13 protein-coding genes and 1 tRNA gene are annotated in these 18,394 nt (G+C 40.4%); 7 read left to right on the top strand and 7 right to left on the bottom strand.

From position 1 onward, the window contains the following. Positions 1 to 82 precede the first annotated feature (82 nt). A complete protein-coding gene (locus tag WBJ10_RS13525) occupies positions 83 to 1,330 on the top strand; it encodes a hypothetical protein (protein ID WP_424291166.1) in 1,248 nt (415 codons plus the stop codon). Between the two features lie 68 nt (positions 1,331 to 1,398). On the opposite strand, the gene WBJ10_RS13520 is transcribed toward WBJ10_RS13525, so the two are convergent. The 6 genes from WBJ10_RS13520 to WBJ10_RS13495 form a co-directional block, all read right to left on the bottom strand. After that, entirely contained in the window at positions 1,399 to 3,123 is a 1,725-nt protein-coding gene (locus tag WBJ10_RS13520) for a hypothetical protein (RefSeq protein ID WP_424291164.1), read from the bottom strand. A gap of 66 nt (positions 3,124 to 3,189) precedes the next feature. Continuing rightward, positions 3,190 to 4,353 carry an ATP-binding protein gene (locus WBJ10_RS13515; RefSeq protein WP_424291168.1) on the bottom strand — a complete coding sequence of 388 codons (1,164 nt, stop codon included), beginning with the start codon at positions 4,351 to 4,353 and terminating at the stop codon, positions 3,190 to 3,192. Positions 4,354 to 4,503: 150 nt separating this feature from the next. Continuing rightward, positions 4,504 to 4,854 (bottom strand): GH32 C-terminal domain-containing protein, encoded by a 351-nt coding sequence (locus WBJ10_RS13510; protein WP_424291162.1) that lies wholly within the window; start codon positions 4,852 to 4,854, stop codon positions 4,504 to 4,506. Continuing rightward, positions 4,847 to 5,722 carry a glycoside hydrolase family 32 protein gene (locus WBJ10_RS13505; protein ID WP_424291160.1) on the bottom strand — a complete coding sequence of 292 codons (876 nt, stop codon included), beginning with the start codon at positions 5,720 to 5,722 and terminating at the stop codon, positions 4,847 to 4,849. The genes WBJ10_RS13510 and WBJ10_RS13505 overlap by 8 nt, the downstream gene beginning before the upstream one ends. A 235-nt stretch (positions 5,723 to 5,957) precedes the next feature. Next, positions 5,958 to 7,499, bottom strand: coding sequence for a SulP family inorganic anion transporter (locus tag WBJ10_RS13500; RefSeq protein ID WP_424291158.1), 1,542 nt, complete (start codon positions 7,497 to 7,499; stop codon positions 5,958 to 5,960). A 185-nt stretch (positions 7,500 to 7,684) separates the two neighbouring features. Continuing rightward, positions 7,685 to 7,759: transfer RNA gene (locus WBJ10_RS13495), tRNA-Val, on the bottom strand. A 374-nt stretch (positions 7,760 to 8,133) separates the two neighbouring features. Here WBJ10_RS13495 and WBJ10_RS13490 point away from each other — a divergent pair. The 4 genes from WBJ10_RS13490 to WBJ10_RS13475 all read left to right on the top strand — a co-directional run bounded on the left by WBJ10_RS13490 (position 8,134) and on the right by WBJ10_RS13475 (position 15,215). Then, entirely contained in the window at positions 8,134 to 10,023 is a 1,890-nt protein-coding gene (locus WBJ10_RS13490; protein WP_424291156.1) for a helix-turn-helix domain-containing protein, read from the top strand. Positions 10,024 to 10,248: 225 nt separating this feature from the next. Next, positions 10,249 to 10,995, top strand: coding sequence for a methanethiol S-methyltransferase (mddA, locus tag WBJ10_RS13485; RefSeq protein ID WP_424291154.1), 747 nt, complete (start codon positions 10,249 to 10,251; stop codon positions 10,993 to 10,995). A 233-nt stretch (positions 10,996 to 11,228) separates the two neighbouring features. Continuing rightward, a complete protein-coding gene (locus tag WBJ10_RS13480; RefSeq protein WP_424291152.1) occupies positions 11,229 to 13,673 on the top strand; it encodes a TonB-dependent receptor domain-containing protein in 2,445 nt (814 codons plus the stop codon). Between the two features lie 48 nt (positions 13,674 to 13,721). Beyond that, on the top strand, positions 13,722 to 15,215 hold the full coding sequence (locus tag WBJ10_RS13475; RefSeq protein ID WP_424291151.1) for a pyridoxal phosphate-dependent decarboxylase family protein: 1,494 nt from the start codon (positions 13,722 to 13,724) through the stop codon (positions 15,213 to 15,215). Positions 15,216 to 15,336: 121 nt separating this feature from the next. Here WBJ10_RS13475 and WBJ10_RS13470 read toward each other — a convergent pair whose 3' ends face one another. Beyond that, on the bottom strand, positions 15,337 to 15,612 hold the full coding sequence (locus WBJ10_RS13470) for a hypothetical protein (RefSeq protein ID WP_424291149.1): 276 nt from the start codon (positions 15,610 to 15,612) through the stop codon (positions 15,337 to 15,339). Between the two features lie 465 nt (positions 15,613 to 16,077). Between WBJ10_RS13470 and WBJ10_RS13465 the strand changes: the two genes are divergently transcribed. Together WBJ10_RS13465 and WBJ10_RS13460 are read left to right on the top strand one after the other, a co-directional pair. Beyond that, a complete protein-coding gene (locus tag WBJ10_RS13465; RefSeq protein ID WP_424291147.1) occupies positions 16,078 to 16,944 on the top strand; it encodes a class I SAM-dependent methyltransferase in 867 nt (288 codons plus the stop codon). A 271-nt stretch (positions 16,945 to 17,215) separates the two neighbouring features. Further along, positions 17,216 to 17,758 (top strand): OsmC family protein, encoded by a 543-nt coding sequence (locus WBJ10_RS13460; protein ID WP_424291145.1) that lies wholly within the window; start codon positions 17,216 to 17,218, stop codon positions 17,756 to 17,758. The last annotated feature ends 636 nt before the right edge of the window (positions 17,759 to 18,394 follow it).

The following is an 18,394-nucleotide window of genomic DNA, read 5'->3' as shown; positions in this document are numbered from 1 at the left end:
TAATTTTGAGGTTTAATCACCAGCTTTGGATTCTACAAAGTTGAACCAAATTTGCCTTTTTATTGTTAATCAACAAATTAAAATGATGAACTCCAAGCATCTATGTATTTCTATAATTTCCATTTTCTTTATTTACATTGATAGTTTTTCTCAGACAAAACCAGAAAATATCCGTTTGTTCATAGATTGTCAGACTTCATGTGATATTAATTATATAAAAACAGAGATAGATTATATTGACTATGTTAATGATCGGTTCCAGGCGAATGTGTATCTATTAATAACTTCTCAAACCACAGGTGGTGGCGGTCGAAATTATAACTTAAAAATCAGCGGACAAGGACCTTTTGAGGGAATTGTAGACACTCTTACATATATCCGACAGTCTGTAGCAACTGACGCTGAAAACAGATCTCAAGCAGTACAGTCCATTCAATCTGCTATTCTTCCCTATCTTTTAAAAACCGAAAAAGCGCAGGATTTAGTTATATCACTGAAAGAAAAAGAAGGAACAAATAAGATTCAGGCAATACCAGAAAAAGATCCATGGAATTTTTGGGTAATGAGTATTGAAGCCCGTGGGTCTTTTGCAGGAGAGAACAATTATTCATCAAAAAATCTGCGCGCAGGTGTATCCGCATCCCACGTTACGGATAAAATGAAGGTTTATATCGGCGCTGATATCAATCGTGTAACAAATCGATTCGGACAAGGAACAGATGAATTTAGCTTCACGAACAAAAACAACGACTTTGACAACACCACTGTGTGGTCGCTGGGTCCAAAACTCTCCGCAGGTTTTTCATTAAGTGTAGAGCAATCTGATTTCCGGAATTTTAAACTTTATTCTTTTTTGACTCCAGCTATTGAATATAGTTTTTATCCGTACACACAAGCTCAAAACCAGTCTATTACTTTAATGTATAGAGTCGGACCAAGATATTTCAAATACTATGAAGAAACGGTGTTTTTAGAAACCGAGGAGCTGCGTTTTCAGCAGAATCTTACACTTGATGTAAGATATAACAAACCATGGGGGGAAATAAGGGGCTCTAGTACTTTTGGACATTACTTTCATGACATAACAAAAAACAGACTATCTTTTTATACGAATGTTGAATTAAGAGTGGTTAAAGGATTATTTTTAAATTTTGGAGGATCGTATGCATTTCAACGCGATCAATTAAACATAGTAAAAGGAGATGTCTCAGATCAGGATCTACTCACCCGACGCAGGCAATTAAATTCGACCTTTGACTTTAATATGGATTTCGGGTTAAGGTATCGATTTGGTTCAATTTACAATAGTATTGTAAATCCCAGGTTCTGAGAGTATGGTTAATTAACTGGAAAAAACGGATCCAGGGAGTCAATTCATAATTTGCTCAATATCTTTTTTCAGGGCCCAACCATATTGCCTGCCGAATAATTTACTATAATATCGTTTACTATAAATTTACTGCCGCTATAGCTGACTTTGCCTTTAGCAGGGACCAGAACGATAACAGCTGATTGATTTGCCGGGAGTTTGATCTTAGCGGATCCTCTTTTGTTCCTGGCAATGAAGCGCCCATTTACCGTATCATAGAGGTCGACTTTTTCGTCCGTCTTTAGCGATATCGAAACCTTTTTATCACTAGTATAAGGGTTATAATACAAATAAGAAGGGTAGCTTTTCTCCTTAAAGAAATCAGTGGTTTGAAGGTTAACCTGCAGAATTCCCTCCACGTTCGTGGGACGGATCATACCTCCGAAAATGCCTACATGGGCACTGCCGTAAACACTGAATTGTGAAACTTCGGGATTCTTTCCCGGCACCCATTTCGGGCCATCACCCTGTGCTACCGGCGACTTCAAGGATAGATACTTATCATCGAAGGTAGAGGTCATGGAGATCCCTTCATAGGCGATTACACCCTTGGTTACTTCAGCCTGTTCAGGAATAGTCTGGTGTTCCTTTGGCATGTAAGCCGGGTAAAAATACCGGGAGGCATTTGCTGCATTCAGCATCCATTTCCCAATAGCTGTGGCGTAGGAAGGCTGGTATTTCACCAGCGGGATCAGCGGCCATGCGGCGTCGAAGGTATTCATAAGGAAGCCGTAACCGCCATGGTCGACGGTGCTTCCTACCGTGCCGGAAATGTCAATGCCGTTCCACTTGCCTAATAAGAAGCCCCAGCCTTCGCGGCAGATGGCCGTTCCGTCAAAGGTCCAGTCGAGCATTTTCTGAACGTCAAAATCAGTGCCCTCTTCCGCATTCATCCGGGCAGCCAGATAAGCACCAAAAGGCATGAGCAGTTCATAGGTGGGATTCACTTTCTGACTCTCCAGCGCTTTCATCGCACTAATGGCACCCTGGAGGTAGCGTTTATCACCGAATTTTTTATACGCTGAATAGAGCACATAAGCATGTCCGGCCGCCGCATCCGGTTGAAGGCAGATGTTATTGACCATGGGCTTCATTTTCCCGTAATCGAAATAGGAATAGTTGTAATTGCCATTTAATATAGAGTCGGCCTTATAGAACTTTTCAGCGATCGTGCGGGCAAGCCGCTCGAAATCCGGTTCGTTAGGATATTTATCATAGATGGCGTAGAAAAGAACGTTGGGATAAACATCATACCACCAGTCGCGACCATAGCCTCCCCCCAGCAGGGCAACTTCGGGAGCGGTATTGTTCATCATGATATCCCAGCCGCTGCCGCTGTTGAAATAGTTCTTCAGCATGGCTACATAATTCTTTCCCTGCTGATCGCTTTTGTCGATGCCGACGAGGGTGGCTCCTAATACAGAGCCCATGCTAGCGAGTGCCTCATGGAACATGCCCTTATTGTTTGTGCCTTGTCTGACGTCGCCTACTGCTGTGTACATTCCTACCACGGGCTGGTTAAAGTTTTTTGCGGTGCTGTCGATCCAGACCATGGGCCAGTAAGAACCCTTTGCCTGAAAGTCATAGATGGTGCGGTCAAAGTCAAGCGACATTTTATGCCAGTCGATGATTTTTAAGGGCTGTGGGAGATCAGCCATTTTATCGACGCGGGGGATGTTTAGCTGTTTGACCTGGGCGAAGGTGCCGGGGGTGGAGATTAGAAAGAGGAAGAGGAGTTTTAAATGGAGTTTCATAGGGAACAGATTATTTGGCCACACCAGGGATAAGAAACATGAATATACAAAACGGTCTTCTGGTATCTACCTCAATGAAGATAAATTAAAATCTCTCCAGGATATAACCTGAATACCGCTGCTTCTTTTTTGAGCTTCGCGGCCTGCGTATATGACGGTTCCATTCTCAAAACCAGTTGCTTTTTTCCAGAATTGAAAATTCTTAAAATAGTCGCTCGTTACTGTTTTTCCAGCTTTGATCTCTATGGGGTATAAATTTGAACCCTGATCAATCACCACGTCCATTTCATTTCCCGTACTGTCACGCCAAAAATAAAGGTCAGCTGGCTCGTTGTTATTATACCGTTCCTTAAGCATGTCATTTATCACATAATTTTCAAACAGGCTCCCCTTCAAGGGATGAGTTGTCAACTGCTTTGAATCATGAATGCTAAGCAAGGAACAAGCGAGTCCTGTATCACAAAAGTATAGTTTAGGCATTTTCACCAAGCGTTTATTAAAATTTTCGTGGTGTGGTTTTAGAAGATAAATAATGAAGCTACTCTCTAAAACACTAATCCAGGAAGCAATAGTCTTACTGTCCACCCCTGCTTCTATGGCTATACTACTCAAATTTAATAATTGGCCGATCCGACCGGCACATAACTTTAAAAATCGTTCGAAGGCATTTAGATTACTAATATTTTTAATTTGGCGAACATCGCGTTCAACATAGGTCCGGATATAATTAGGCAACCATTTATTAGGCGCAACTTCGTTATCATAAATTGGAGGGTAGCCTCCCGTAAAAATAGCAGCTTCTATAGTTTGAGGCTCCTTAGTTGCCCGGGCAATTTCTTCGGTAGAAAAAGGAAGCAGAAACAGGTATCCGATTCTACCGGCCAAGCTTTGTGATATATTTTCCTGAAGCAAGAAATTATTTGATCCGGTCAATATGAATTTACCTTTCCCGGTACTATCGTCAAGTACCTGCTGCAAATAAGAAAACAGTTCCGGAACTCGCTGGGCTTCATCAAAAATGGCTCCATCGGGATATTGTTCTAAAAATCCCCTGGGATCGTCGGTAGCGAATAGCCGTACATCGGGATTCTCAAGTGAAACGTATTTTTTATCCGGAAATACATTTCTGGCTAAAGTAGTTTTTCCAGACTGGCGCGGGCCAACAATTGCAATTGCCTTGAATTGTTTGGCTAATAGTTTTAATTCCGCGGTAGCAGTACGTTGAATCACAATCAAATATACAATTTCGGAATTGGATTCCGAAATTGTATTATTACTATCTTTAGACGTAAGATTCCTTAGCTAAAATCCTTCTTAATTTACTTATAAAAAGGTAGTAGTTAATGTTTTAGGTGGAGGCAGAATTATTGGCAGTGTAAACTATTTCCAGATCCCCTCAATTTTGGAATAGCTCAAACTTTTAAGCATTAAACCATCAAGCGATTTAATAGCAACTTTATTCAGTGTTTTGTTCGGGCAAACAATATCTGTCATCACGGTCAAACCGCCATCAGCAAATAACTCAACCGAAGCCACATCAACAAGGAGCGTAACATCGGTTCCAGCATCTACAGATATGCGGGGTGCGGTGTGTTTTGCTCCAAAACCACTTTCGAAATTGATTTTACCGGCTTTGCTTCTGTCGATATAATACTGATTTGTCTTTTTCTCAAAACCTATAAGCAGCTCTTCACCTCCATCGTTTGATAAGGCGATGGAGTAGTTAGTCATTATCTGTACCCCAGTCCACCCATTTAGTTTCGGTGCTGTATGGTTTGAAAGTTTTACCATCAAAATCACCTACAAAATATTGCGTTGCGGAGCCCTTGTTTGGACCACCCGGATTAATACTCACTAATAAAACCCACATCGTTTTTCCGTTCAGCGACATGGGAAATAAATCAGGGCATTCCCAAACGCCGCCGTGGGCTCCTACCTTTTCGCCAAACTCGCTCGCCTTGCTCCAGTTCTTCAAATCTGGTGACGAATAAAACGTAATGCGATCTTTTGTTGCCAAAGTCATGATCCATTTTCTGACATCTTCATTCCAGCGCACTTTGGGATCACGGAAATCAACAATCCCAGGGTTCTTAAGCACCGGATTTCCTTCGTATTTAGTCCAGGTTTGGCCTTCATCCAGGCTATAGGCAATACTCTGATATTGATAATCTTTACGACCTTCCTTCTCTAATTTAGAATTATGATGTGTAAATAATGCTACTAATGGCATTTTTCCATTTTTGCCTAAACCCGAGGTATTATCTTTATCATAAACGGCACTTCCAGAAAAAATCCAACCTAAACTATCGGGATATAAAGCGATGGCTTGCTCATTCCAGTGAACCAGATCTTTACTGGAAGCATGGCCCCAATGCATGGGCCCCCAGATGGTGCTGTCAGGATAATATTGAAAAAATAAGTGATATGTCCCATTAAGGTATACCATTCCGTTAGGGTCATTCATCCAATTGACTTTGGGGGAAAAATGAAATTGCGGACGGTGGGTGTCGTTGTAAAGACTCTGTGTTGCTTGCTCAAGAGTACCGCAGGCAGAAATGATCAGCACTGCGAAGAGGAATATGAAATTGGGTTGTTTCATTTTTGAAGATTTAGAGATTGCTTCGTCGTGCCTCCTCGCAAGGACAAGCCGGTTTGTCTTTGCGAGCGTTTTAGCGAAGCAATCTCGATGTCTGTTATTAGAGATTGCTTCGTCGTGCCTCCTCGCAAGGACAACCTCAATTTACCACTAATCTTCCATTTTCAATCAATACCCGAAACGATTATTATCTCCATCTAAAATCCATGGGCAATTGATCGTGCGATCTTAAAATCACTTATGAAAGCCGTTCAACAGCAACATGATAGGCAGGGTCTTCCATAATATTCACATCGATGATACCATGAGCATTTTTAAGCAGGGTGCGGCAATCCTCACTCAGGTGTTTCAGATGCAGCTTCTTGCCGGCCTTATGATAGCGTTCAGTCAATTTGTTAAGCGCATCGATACCCGACATATCTGATACCCTGCTTTCTTTAAAATCAATATACACTTCATCCGGATCACCGTTTACATCGAATTTTTCATTAAAGGCAGCCACAGAACCGAAGAACAAAGGGCCGAAGATTTCATAGTGCTTCGCCCCTGTTTCATCGGTGTATTTCCTTGCCCGAATCCGCTTGGCGCTTTCCCAGGCAAAAACCAGGGCAGATATAATCACACCGATCAGTACAGCCAGGGCCAGATTATGAAGCCATACCGTAATTACGGCCACCAGAATGCCTACAAATACATCCTGCTTCGGCATTTTATTGATGATGCGAAAGCTTATCCACTCAAAGGTGCCTACAGCTACCATGATCATGACACCAGTTAAAGCGGCCATGGGTACCAGCTCAATAAGGGGCGCAGCAAATAAGATAATTGCCAGGATGGTCAGTGAAGCGACAATCCCTGATAATCGGGCCCTGGCCCCCGCAGAAAGATTGACTAAAGTCTGCGCGATCATGGGACAACCGCCCATACCAAAGAAAAAGCCATTCAGGATATTGGCACCTCCCTGGGCTAAAGCTTCGCGGTTACCATTTCCCCGGGTGGAGGTAATTTCATCTACAAGATTAAGGGTAAGCAGTCCCTCGGTTAATCCCACCCCCGCCATGATTAAGGCATAAGGAAATATGATTGCAAGGGTTTCCCATTCAAAAGGTACGGCAGGAATATGAAAAGGCGGAAAGCCCCCGCTTACTGAGGCGATATCTTTTACCATTTTAGTGTCAATGCCGGATCCGAGAACAATAAAAAAGACTACGATTATGGCAACCAGGGAAGGCGGTACCGCTTTGGTAATACGGGGCAATAAAACAACAATAGCGATGGTCAGGGCAACCAGTCCCGCCATGATATACAGCGGCGAACCCGTTAACCAGGTTTCCTGGCCATTAGTTATCGTTTTAAACTGCTCCAACTGGGCCATGAAAATAATCACAGCCAGGCCGTTGACAAAGCCGTACATCACCGGCTGAGGCACCAGACGGATAAACTTACCCAATCGGAATAAGCCGACCAGAATTTGAATTGCACCTGCCAGAGCAACCGCTGCGAAAACATACTCCAGCCCGTTCGATTTCATCAGCGCTATTAGTACCACTACGGTTGCACCAGCTCCGCCGGAAATCAAACCCGGCCTTCCTCCAAATATCGAGGTCACCAGACCCATAATAAACGCTGCGTATAAGCCTGTTAATGGAGGGAAACCAGCCAGTATAGCGAATGACAGGGATTCAGGCAGCATCGTCATTGCTACGGTAAGGCCGGCCAGTATTTCGATCTTGTAATTAACCTTTTGTGAAAAGTCAAACAGGCTTAAGATGGGTTTCATGCTCAAAAGTAGAAATATGTGGGTGGTTTTTTAGGAAAATTGAGCTATTAGTCTTGCCCAAACGCGGGGAAATTAATCTCAATGGTTGGTATCCCCGACTTAACGGGGATGCTAAGAACCTGCCCACCGGGGCAGGCCGTCAAAACAAAAAACCCCTCAGATATAATCTGAAGGGCTTTATTCCGTGGGAGATACTGGGTTCGAACCAGTGACCCCCTGCTTGTAAGGCAGGTGCTCTGAACCAGCTGAGCTAATCTCCCGCTTTGGGACTGCAAATATAGGAGTAGAAGGGATTAATGCAAAATTAATTTGCAATTATTGTTTAAGTGGCTTTAAACAAGGTATTTGTAGCGGTATAGAAGTCTTATTCTGATTTTACTTTGTGTTATTGTCGTAAAATCTATGTAGGATTCATCTGAATTTACTGAGGTGAATAGTGCAGAGATAGTACAATTATAGTACATAGATAGTACCGTCAGGTGACCATAACAACTAAATTATGGTCCATTATAAGTTGATTCTCTATGATATCAAGACAACTTGGACTCTGAGGAAATAAATAAAGTTGCAAAAATGAAGAATGAAATGTCGTATCTTTTGAGTTTAAAAATTTCCATTCAAAAGTTTAACTTTCATGGAATCAAGTAACGAAGCAGGTAGCAAGTTTCTGGAAAAGCTTAGAGCGGAAGTTGATGCTAAATTGACCAACAATCAGTTTGGCGTAGAAGAGCTTGCTAAGAATATCGGGATGAGTCGCTCACAACTTCATCGCAAGTTGATTACAGCCACAGGGCAATCGGTGAGTCAGTTTATCAGAGAATACCGTCTTCAGCTTGGGATGGAATTATTAAAAAAAGGTGAACTGACTGCTGCCGAAGTGGCCGACAGAATTGGTTTTGGAAGCCCTTCTTATTTTAACACTTGCTTTCATGAGTATTATGGTTTTCCTCCAGGTGAAGTTAAAAATAAACTAAATGAAACCCTTGTCGTTTCGGAACCCGTTAACAAGGTTGATACTTCTTCCTATAGATTACCCTTAAGAAAATCACCTACTGTTAAGATAATTTTAGTCGGTATTGCGATTTTTGCTGTTGTTTTTTTATACCTCAAGTATGCCAATCAAAATCAATCAATCGTTAGCTATCAAGATAAATCTATAGCGATACTGCCTTTTAAAAACCTGAGTGACGATCATCGTAATGAATATTTTGGTGATGGTGTTGTTGAGGCAATTTCTACGGCACTTTCACATATACAACAGCTACGCGTAATTTCAAGAACCTCTGTTGAGCAATTCCGTGAGAGTAAAGAATCGGCAGGAGAAATAGCACGCGAACTGGGTGTTACTACACTGCTGGAGGGGAGTATTCAAAGAGAAAATAATCGGGTACGAATAGACGTACGCTTAGTAGATGGCACTACGGAAGAGCAAATATGGGCGAAGAGTTATGACCGGGAACTAAAAGATATTTTCACGATTCAAAGTGAAATTGCGCAGCATGTGGCCAACGAACTTCATGCAAAACTTTCTCCGGAAGAAAAATCTCATCTTACACAAACAGATACAGACAATCCAAAGGCGTATGATTTGTATTTGAAAGCTATTTACGAGTACCGAACGTACACCAATAAAGGTGCGCATAACGCAATCGATTTGCTTAAGCAAGCCATTGCTCTTGATTCGAACTATGCCCGAGCTTATGCTTTTCTGGCGAATAGCTATATCGGGTTGGCCACTATATGGGGTGCCGAATTGAATGCCCTTGATGCCTTTAAGAAGGCAAAGCCTTTCATTGATAAAGCTTTACAGTTAAATCAGAATCTGGATGAAGCCCACATGCTCATGGGCTTTTATTATCTATACAATGACTGGAATTTTATAGGTGCTGAGGAAGAATATAAATTTGCCATTAAATCAGATCATCCTGATGCGATGGCCATGTATATTGATTATTTAAACTTCATGTCAAGGCATGATGAGGCGATGGTTTTGGCGGAACGCTTAAACGCAATAGATCCATATTATCCCAATAGCCGTATCATTCTATCCTATATATACAAAAATCGTTTGGAGGACGCACTTGCATTCGCTGAATCCCGGTTGAAATTATTCAATAATTATTATACCCTGGATTCCCATGGGTTTCTGTTGCTTAACTTAAAACGATACGAAGAAGCCATTGTGTATTTTAATAAGGCTATTGCGCTGGAGGGTATTCGCTACCCGCGCATGTTGGGATGGATGGGCGCAGCGTATGGGAAATTGGGACAGGGTAGCAAGGCCATCAAAATTATTGATGAACTAAAAGCCCGATCAGCAAAAAATGAAACAGGCTCCGAAGCCTTTTTTATTTCCGTAATTTATTCAGCGTTAAACGAAAAAGAATCAGCCCTTCTATGGCTTAATACCGCCTACGAAAAGCATGACATGGAGATGCCCTGGCTGATGACTGAGCCACAATTTTATAACCTGCACTCCGAGCCTCGATTTCAACAGCTCGCCAAACAAATGGGATTTAAATAAGCTCTTCTAAGTTTCCTATTCAGGATCCAATCGATTTTCTTCAATACCTGCCATTTTCCTAATCTTATTCAACATAGGTTAAAGCTTTAAAAAAAAGTTTAAAGTCTTTGCAACAGAGGTTAAACTCGTGTTTTCTGTTGAAACTCCATATTTGTTAGACTTTAAATATGGCCCGATGTAATGGTTGGGCGTAATCAATTAAAAGCAACTAAATCTAATAACTATATGAAAAAGATAACCTTTCTTCTTTACGCCATCGTGGCTTACCTTATTTTTTTGGGAACATTCTGCTATGCCATAGGGTTCGTTAACTCGCTGTTCGTTCCAAAACATATTGATAGTCCTCCAACCCTGGATTTGAGTTTGGCGCTATTGGTCAATGCCGGACTCCTTACTTTGTTTGCTCTTCAGCATAGTATCATGGCACGTCCTGCCTTTAAGCAATGGTGGACGAAATTTGTTCCTGAGCCCATCGAGCGGAGTACCTATGTGCTTTTATCTAGTTTATGTCTTATTCTGCTTTTTTCGTATTGGCAACCATTGGGCGGGGTGATCTGGCAGGTGGAATCTGACTCTGCCCGTAATCTTCTCATTTCCATTTCTCTATTTGGTTTTGGAATTGTTCTGGTGAGTACGTTTCTGATTAATCATTTTGACTTATTTGGCTTGCGTCAGGTCTGGCTGCATTTCTCCGGAAAAAAATATGAGCCCCTTATTTTCAGAACACCTTTTTTTTATAAATATGTTCGTCATCCGTTGTACCTGGGCTTCATGATTGCATTTTGGGCAACACCAACCATGACTGCGGCACATTTATTTTTTGCCATTATGACAACAGCATACATGTTTACAGCCATTCAATTTGAAGAAAGAGATCTGATCAAGCACTTTGGACCAAAGTATCAGGATTATAAGCGTTCCGCTCCGATGATTATTCCATTTATAAAGACCAATAGAAAAAGAGTGGATTAATAGCAAATTAAAGTTCCATTTATCAATGAACACCACCGAAGCCACAATAATCGAACACCCACTTGTTATCAAAAAGCAATGTTATCAGTTTGATTTAAAATGTTGGTTAGGTTAATGTTGATCCAGATTGTGATCTGCAACATTCGTTAAATATTGACAAAGATTTTCACCACTGTCAAGTGAAGGTTTCGGTGGCAAGAGTCAACTCACGTTTCGCAACCAAAAATCAAATTATGAAAAGCACTGTAACCATACGCTTTAACAACGTAATCAAAAAGACTCTGATTATTGCAGCATTTTTTCTGCCAGGCATAAGCCAGGCACAACTCCAGATTAAAGGCATAACCAAAATGGAAAATGGCGAATCACTTCCGTTTGCCAGTGTATTGCTATTAAATAGTTCTGACTCTTCTCTTGTTCGCGGACAGTTATCAAATGATGCTGGATTTTTTACCATTGATGTGAGTGAAGAAGGGTTTTATTTTATATCAGTCAGTGCTGTTGGATACCACAAAGAAACAACCAAAGTTTTTCAAGTCAACAAAAGCAATTCACCAATTAATATTGGAAGTATAACCGTCCATGCAAATTTTAAACTATTAAGTGAAGTGATAGTAACTGCAGAGAAGCCAATGTTTGAACAAAAAATTGACCGGACAATAATTAATGTACATAGCGCGATAAGCAAGGCAGGAGGAACAGTTCTGGATATATTGCAACGATCACCGGGTGTTTCGGTTGACAAAATGAACAATGCCATTTCACTTTCTGGAAAACAAGGCGTAAGGATAATGATCAACGGAAAAATATCCCGGCTACCCATGGAAGCGATAGTGCAAATGTTAGGAGGCATGAATGCTGAAAACATAGAGCGGATAGAACTCATTACCACACCGCCATCAAAATACGATGCGGAAGGTGATGCCGGCATGATCAACATCGTGATGAAACAAATGGAAGACACCGGGACCAATGGCAATCTGTCTTTATTTTCCGGCTATGGCAGAAGGAGTAAATACGGTGGGACACTTAATTTTAACAGTAGAAGCAAAAAACTAAATTTATTTGGCGACATCACGACAAGAAATGACTATACAAGACAGTATTTTAATACACGCTGGTCAATTCCAATAAATAACCAGATGAATGAGACGATTAGTATTAACAACAGGACAGCCTATACTGGTATAAACACAGGAGGATTGGGATTTGACTGGAACGTTGGAAAGAAAACAACCATTGGGGGTTTGTTCAATTTCTTCGATCGTAAATGGGATATGGATGCGTTGGCGGACATTACCCGAACCATCGACCAAAATCTTTCCTATTCGGTATTGATGAATAGCATTGAACAGAATGACTGGCTGCAATTACTGGGCAATCTCAATCTGAAACATGATTTTAACAATAATTTCTCCATGTCGGTGGACTTGGATAGGATAAACTATAATTCGACAAACCCTAATGATTATTACCAGGATTATTTTGACGATCAAGGTAATTATACAACGCAGGAGGTATTGCGAAGTCGGAAAGATACGGGGATAGATATTTTTACTTCGGCAATAGATTTCACCAGTAAAATAAATGACAACATTATTTTGGAGTTTGGTTCGAAAAGATCGTCCACTACGCTTGATAATGATATTGTTGTTGACCAATTAAACCACGGGACGTGGTCTATAGATGACGGCCTCACCAGCTATGCCAATATGTATGAGAATATAATAGCGGGCTATGCTTCTACTACTATTAAAGCAACCAGCAAGCTGGATATTCAGGCAGGGATTCGATACGAACATACAAGAACAAACATTGACACTCGTATCCAAAAAGATTTGGTTGATCGTAAATACGGCAAGTGGTTTCCAAGTCTTTTTATCAACCAAAAGATCAATGACAATAGTAGTTGGGTTATTTCATACAGCCGAAGAATTTCAAGACCTTCTTTCTTCCAACTGGCTCCTTTTGTATATTTCAATGACCCAAGCAATTTCTTTAGTGGAAATATTTCCCTATTGCCCTCTTTTACGGATGCGTTAAAGGCAGAGTATAAATTTAAATCTATTCTTTTATCGCTACAATACAGTCATGATAAAAATACAATCTCTCTGTTCCAGCCAAGTGTTAATGCTGATAATAAACAAGTAAGCACAGCAAAAAATCTAGATTATCAGAATAATTATAGTTTAGTGTTGTCTTTTCCGGTTCAGGTTACCAAGTGGTGGGAGATGCAGCTCAATAGTATGGTTGGATTATATTCTAACTTGGCATCCTATATGAATAATCCCATTTCAAGTTCTATAGTGAATTTCAGTTTCAATGGATCTCAAAAGTTTAAAATATCCAAAAGCATTACTGCAGAGTTATCCGGATTTTATATATCGCGGCAATTATTTGGGATTTTGGAGTGGCCTGCCTATGGCACCTTGGATGTTGGACTTGAAAAGAAGTTTAGTAATTCAAGTCTGCGGGCATCGTATACCGACATTTTTGGGACCAATAAATGGAAATGGGGTGGGACAACTCCAGGTGAAAAACTAACTACAACTACATATGTGGATTTTGAAACAACGATTCCAACCCTTACTTACACAGTAAACTTTGGGAATAATATGTTAAAGAAAAAAAGATTGCATAAGACCGGCTCGAACGAAGAACAGGATAGATTAAAATAATATTTTACAAAAATTAACTTTATCAAATAAAAAACAATAATCGTTGACATGAAAGATAGCAGAGAATCACCAATTGAGATTAGTCGCGATGACTTCAAAAAAATCGGGTATCAATTAGTAGATGTCATTTCCGGTTTCATTGAAACTATTAATGAAAAGCCGGTTACTACAGGTAAAACGCCCAAACAAATTCAGCAGTTATTAGGGAACGCTTCATTGCCGGAAGATGGAATAGCCGCATCAGAAATAGTGGCCAGATCTTCTGTTTTGCTGCTCGAACATTCTTTGCTCAACGGACACCCGAAATTTTTCGGATACATTACCTCCTCTCCCACACCAATAGGTGCATTGGCTGATTTTCTCGCGGCGGCCGTCAATCCCAATGTGGGTGCAAATATTTTAAGCCCTATGGCAACAGCTATCGAAAAACAAACAATCAAATGGCTTTCGGAATTTATCGGTGTTCCTGCTTCTTGCGGAGGAATACTAGTAAGCGGTGGCAACATGGCTAACTTCACTGCATTCTTAGCAGCAAGAACTGCCAAAGCGCCAATGAGTTTGAAGGAAGATGGTTTGGCAAATACAGCAGGCGAAATGGTTTTCTATTGCTCAAAAGCAACCCACACATGGATTGAAAAGGCAGCAGTTTTATTTGGACACGGCACAAAAGCTATCCGCTGGATTGCAACAGATGCTGACAATAAAATGAACACAGAGATTTTAGAGCAAACAATTAATGATGATTTAAAGATTGGCAAAAAACCTTTTCTGGTAATTGGGAATGCTGGCGATGTTAGCACAGGAGTTGTAGATAACCTTTCGGCAATAGCAACAATTTGCAAAGCACATAATCTTTGGTTTCATATTGATGGCGCGTATGGAATTCCAGCAGCCATAATTCCAAAATACAAAAAACTATTTAAAGGAATCCGGGAAGCTGATTCTATTGCACTTGACCCTCACAAATGGTTGTATGCACCATTGGAAGCAGGTTGCACGCTGGTAAAAAATCCGCAACATCTTATAGACACTTACAGCTCTCATGCTGCCTATTACAATTTCAGCGGTCACGAAGATGAGCCTTCACTCAATTACTATGAATTTGGATTTCAAAATTCAAGAGGGTTCAGAGCACTAAAAGTGTGGATGGCTTTGCAGCAAGTAGGAAAGAATGGTTACATAGAAATGATCGGTGACGACATAGCACTAGCACAACTGCTCTTTGAAGAGGCAAAAAAGCATCTGGAGCTCGAAGCGGTAACTCAAAATTTAAGCATCACCACATTTCAATATGTTCCGCCCGCTTATGTGCGTCAACAGAAAGAGAGTCAGGAGTATTTAAATAGCCTGAATGAAAACTTGTTGAACAAGTTACAGGAATCAGGCGAGATATTTTTATCAAATGCTGTTGTTGCTGGAAAATATTGTTTGAGAGTATGTATTGTGAATTTCAGAACTTCAAAAAAAGACATTCATGAAGTAATTGAAATTGTTGTTAGGGAGGGACGAAAAGTTCACGAAACACTTCAAAAAAAGGGATAGATATTTTTATCAACTTTATAAGTATCCAAAGCTTCGCGACTTCAAGCACATCAGCACGGACGCATCACAGGCGTTTGGCAAAAAAGGAGGTTCACTATACCTATGACAGACCAAAATAAAATCAAAGATTTTCGACATTGGGCAATCCCATCGGGTGATGGGTGTATAGTAAGGAGAAACCAAGGGGAATGAATAGCATATTAATCCATCCTGAATTGCGAAGAATGAGATCAGTATAGGAAGTATAATCATCCAATATTAGCTCGTCCTGGCTATAAAATATCAAGGATAATGTAATTCTCCAGTTTGTCAGTAACCAACTAATGACGAAAGAAGAGATAAATGGATTTGATAGGCGGTCTTTCAAATCTTTTAAGAAGTCTGAGATTGTTTCCATGATCTAACATAACTAAACTAATTTACTTTTAACACTAAGCTTCGTGTTCCGAAGAGGACATATCACTGGATCGATTTGCAAGCTTTCCTCCAGTGACCCTCACTCCGTCGGAAGGAGGTCGCAACTAGGAAAGTTCAGATAATATACGAGGTTTTAGTTCAATATTTTAAGTTTAGGTTAGGATATCCTACTGTTAATCAGCATATTTAATAAAGGATGACAAAAACTGCCGCAATACAGCCGGATCTGGATGTATTTAGATGGATTTGTCATCAGTATATACAAGTTATGGGAAAGTTTATGACACACCACAACAGTACAGGGCAACCCTCCAACGACAATTTGGATATCATCTCTTGACTATTAAGACTGACTGAATACGTAAAACAAAAAGTGGAGATAGCGACCACTTCAAAAACGGGGCGACACCGAAGCCAAACGAGTAGGACAATAAAAAAAAGTAAAATGGAAACTACAACACCTCAATTTGACCCTGTTAAATACAAGAACACAACTCGCGACCAATGGCAAACAGCAGCAGAAGCATGGTTCCGCTGGAGTCCTACGCTCAACCAATGGCTTGGTAAAGCGACAGAAACAATGTTAGAAATGGCAGGCATCTCCACCGGACATCGTGTGTTGGATGTTGCTGCCGGTGCAGGTGAGCAATCTATAACCACAGCAAAAAAAGTTGGCGCGACAGGTTATGTTCTTGCTACTGACATCTCATCTAACATCCTTGAGTTTGCTAAACAAATGACAAAGCAGGCGGGACTGAAAAACATTGAAACAAAAGTAATGGATGGAGAAAATCTTACCATTCCTGATGCAACATTTGATGCGGTTATTTCAAGAGTTGGACTTATTTATTTTCCAGACCAACAGAGAGCCTTGAAGGAAATGCTACGCGTGTTGAAGTCAGGAGGCAAAGTTGCTGCTATCGTTTATTCAACTCCTGAAAAAAACAAATTCTTCTCTGTTCCGGTATCTATTATTCGTAATCGTGCGAAACTACCACCACCGTTACCCGGTCAGCCGGGTCCGTTCAGCTTAGGTGCAGAGGGTGTAATTGAAAAAACATTGACAAAAGCTGGTTTCATTAATGTCAAAGCGGTGCTTGTAAATTCACCCTTACTCATGCCTTCTGCAAAAGATTGTGTGCAGTTTGAGAGAGAATCATTCGGTGCATTGCATCAAATGTTGAGCGGCTTATCCGATACAGAAAAACAAACCGTATGGGAAGAAATAGAACAAGAATTGAAAGACTTTGAAACAGAGAATGGTTTTGTTGGACCTTGCGAAATGGTAGTGGCTGTTGGCGAGAAAGAATAAAACTTTTAACATTATCGCTACGTGAGAAAAACAAATCAGTGGGATAGTTTTATCACCCTTATATACAATTTAGCGGCAAGTTTTGACGACATGTCACTAACGCAACGGAGATACTGAAAACCGAAAAGTGTAGGCAGACAAAAATAAAAAGACATGAAAAGCAAAATTTTACTTGCAGCCACTATATGTGTCGCCAAGCAGCAAACAATTTCTGTTCAGTGGGTAGCGACAGGGAAAGTTTATATTATATTTATTTAAATTCACAACAATCATGATAAGTAACTCCATCATAAAAGAACGCCAGCAACCGCTGATTGCAAGTTATATTGAAAACCCAGAATCAGCGTGGATAACTGACATGGCTATTATAGAGGGGAAGGACTTAGACGACCCGCTTCATACATCAGTCGCCATTAATGAGGAACTTAAAGTGGATTTCCCAATAGGTGTTCATAGAGCTGTTGGTGGGCATCACGACTTCCCGAACTCAGGCGATTTACTATGCGCTGCATTGGCATCCTGTTTTGACACTGCCCTTAGAATGATTGCTAATCGGCTACAGATTACACTGATTAAAACCAGAGTTATAGCTACAGCAAATGTAGATGTTCGCGGCACGCTAATGGTAGATAAAGAAGTGCCAGTAGGATTTCAAAGTATGGGACTGGAAATCGAAATAACTGTATTCAATTCCGTTCCAACAGAATTGGCAGAAAAGCTGATAAAAGCGACAGAACGAAGTTGTATAGTATTTCAAACCTTGCTGCGCGGCACACCTGTTAATGTTAATGCAAGTATTATTAAAACTGATTAAGAGTGTATTGATAAACCAACCGCTAACATGGCGTTTGCGATAGCAGGTGTTTCGTGCTTCTATAGCAGTTTTTGATTAAAAAATATCAATCAATCACTTAATTAAAGCGTATCCTCAATAATCAGCCTTATAAAGAAAGTGTACAAAATTAAATCAGCAACTATATACTTATAGGAGGTGAAAATAAGATGTACAGATCCAATTCGAGCCTTTTATCTAAAAGGCAACCATTTTAATCATTGTTGCGGACCTTCTCTCAGTTCGTTTCCTCTCACTGATTGTTTCTTGCTATCTTTCCTAGATGCTTGCTCAGTCGCTGTTAGGTCGCAAAGAAAAATTGGAATAGAGTTAACTAGTTCAAATTTTACTATTTAGAAACTGGTTAAAAAAAGTATATTTAAACGATTATATTACCGTCAAAATTGCTCATTTGAGTTATTTTATATCGATACGATTAAATTAAACATACACCTGTTTTGTGGAACATACAGATCATAAAATTTTAAACATGTTTAATATTTCATCATCAACAGCCGATGTTATTTATAACTACTCCAATTTGGTGTTAGTCGTTAGTGCCACTATCACTTTAATAGCGACAATTGGAACTATATATAGTGGTACAATCAAAGAACA

Source organism: Daejeonella sp. (assembly GCF_049655485.1).
Taxonomy (GTDB): domain Bacteria; phylum Bacteroidota; class Bacteroidia; order Sphingobacteriales; family Sphingobacteriaceae; genus Daejeonella.
Note: the sequence above shows the minus strand (reverse complement) of the source record. Positions and strands in the feature narration are given on the sequence as shown.

Coding starts and splice junctions, on each gene's coding strand:
- WBJ10_RS13525 (WP_424291166.1), top strand. CDS start 83: ATGATGAACTCCAAGCATCTATGTATTTCTATAATTTCCATTTTCTTT.
- WBJ10_RS13520 (WP_424291164.1), bottom strand. CDS start 3,123: ATGAAACTCCATTTAAAACTCCTCTTCCTCTTTCTAATCTCCACCCCC.
- WBJ10_RS13510 (WP_424291162.1), bottom strand. CDS start 4,854: ATGACTAACTACTCCATCGCCTTATCAAACGATGGAGGTGAAGAGCTG.
- WBJ10_RS13505 (WP_424291160.1), bottom strand. CDS start 5,722: ATGAAACAACCCAATTTCATATTCCTCTTCGCAGTGCTGATCATTTCT.
- WBJ10_RS13500 (WP_424291158.1), bottom strand. CDS start 7,499: ATGAAACCCATCTTAAGCCTGTTTGACTTTTCACAAAAGGTTAATTAC.
- WBJ10_RS13490 (WP_424291156.1), top strand. CDS start 8,134: ATGGAATCAAGTAACGAAGCAGGTAGCAAGTTTCTGGAAAAGCTTAGA.
- mddA (WP_424291154.1), top strand. CDS start 10,249: ATGAAAAAGATAACCTTTCTTCTTTACGCCATCGTGGCTTACCTTATT.
- WBJ10_RS13480 (WP_424291152.1), top strand. CDS start 11,229: ATGAAAAGCACTGTAACCATACGCTTTAACAACGTAATCAAAAAGACT.
- WBJ10_RS13475 (WP_424291151.1), top strand. CDS start 13,722: ATGAAAGATAGCAGAGAATCACCAATTGAGATTAGTCGCGATGACTTC.
- WBJ10_RS13470 (WP_424291149.1), bottom strand. CDS start 15,612: ATGGAAACAATCTCAGACTTCTTAAAAGATTTGAAAGACCGCCTATCA.
- WBJ10_RS13465 (WP_424291147.1), top strand. CDS start 16,078: ATGGAAACTACAACACCTCAATTTGACCCTGTTAAATACAAGAACACA.
- WBJ10_RS13460 (WP_424291145.1), top strand. CDS start 17,216: ATGATAAGTAACTCCATCATAAAAGAACGCCAGCAACCGCTGATTGCA.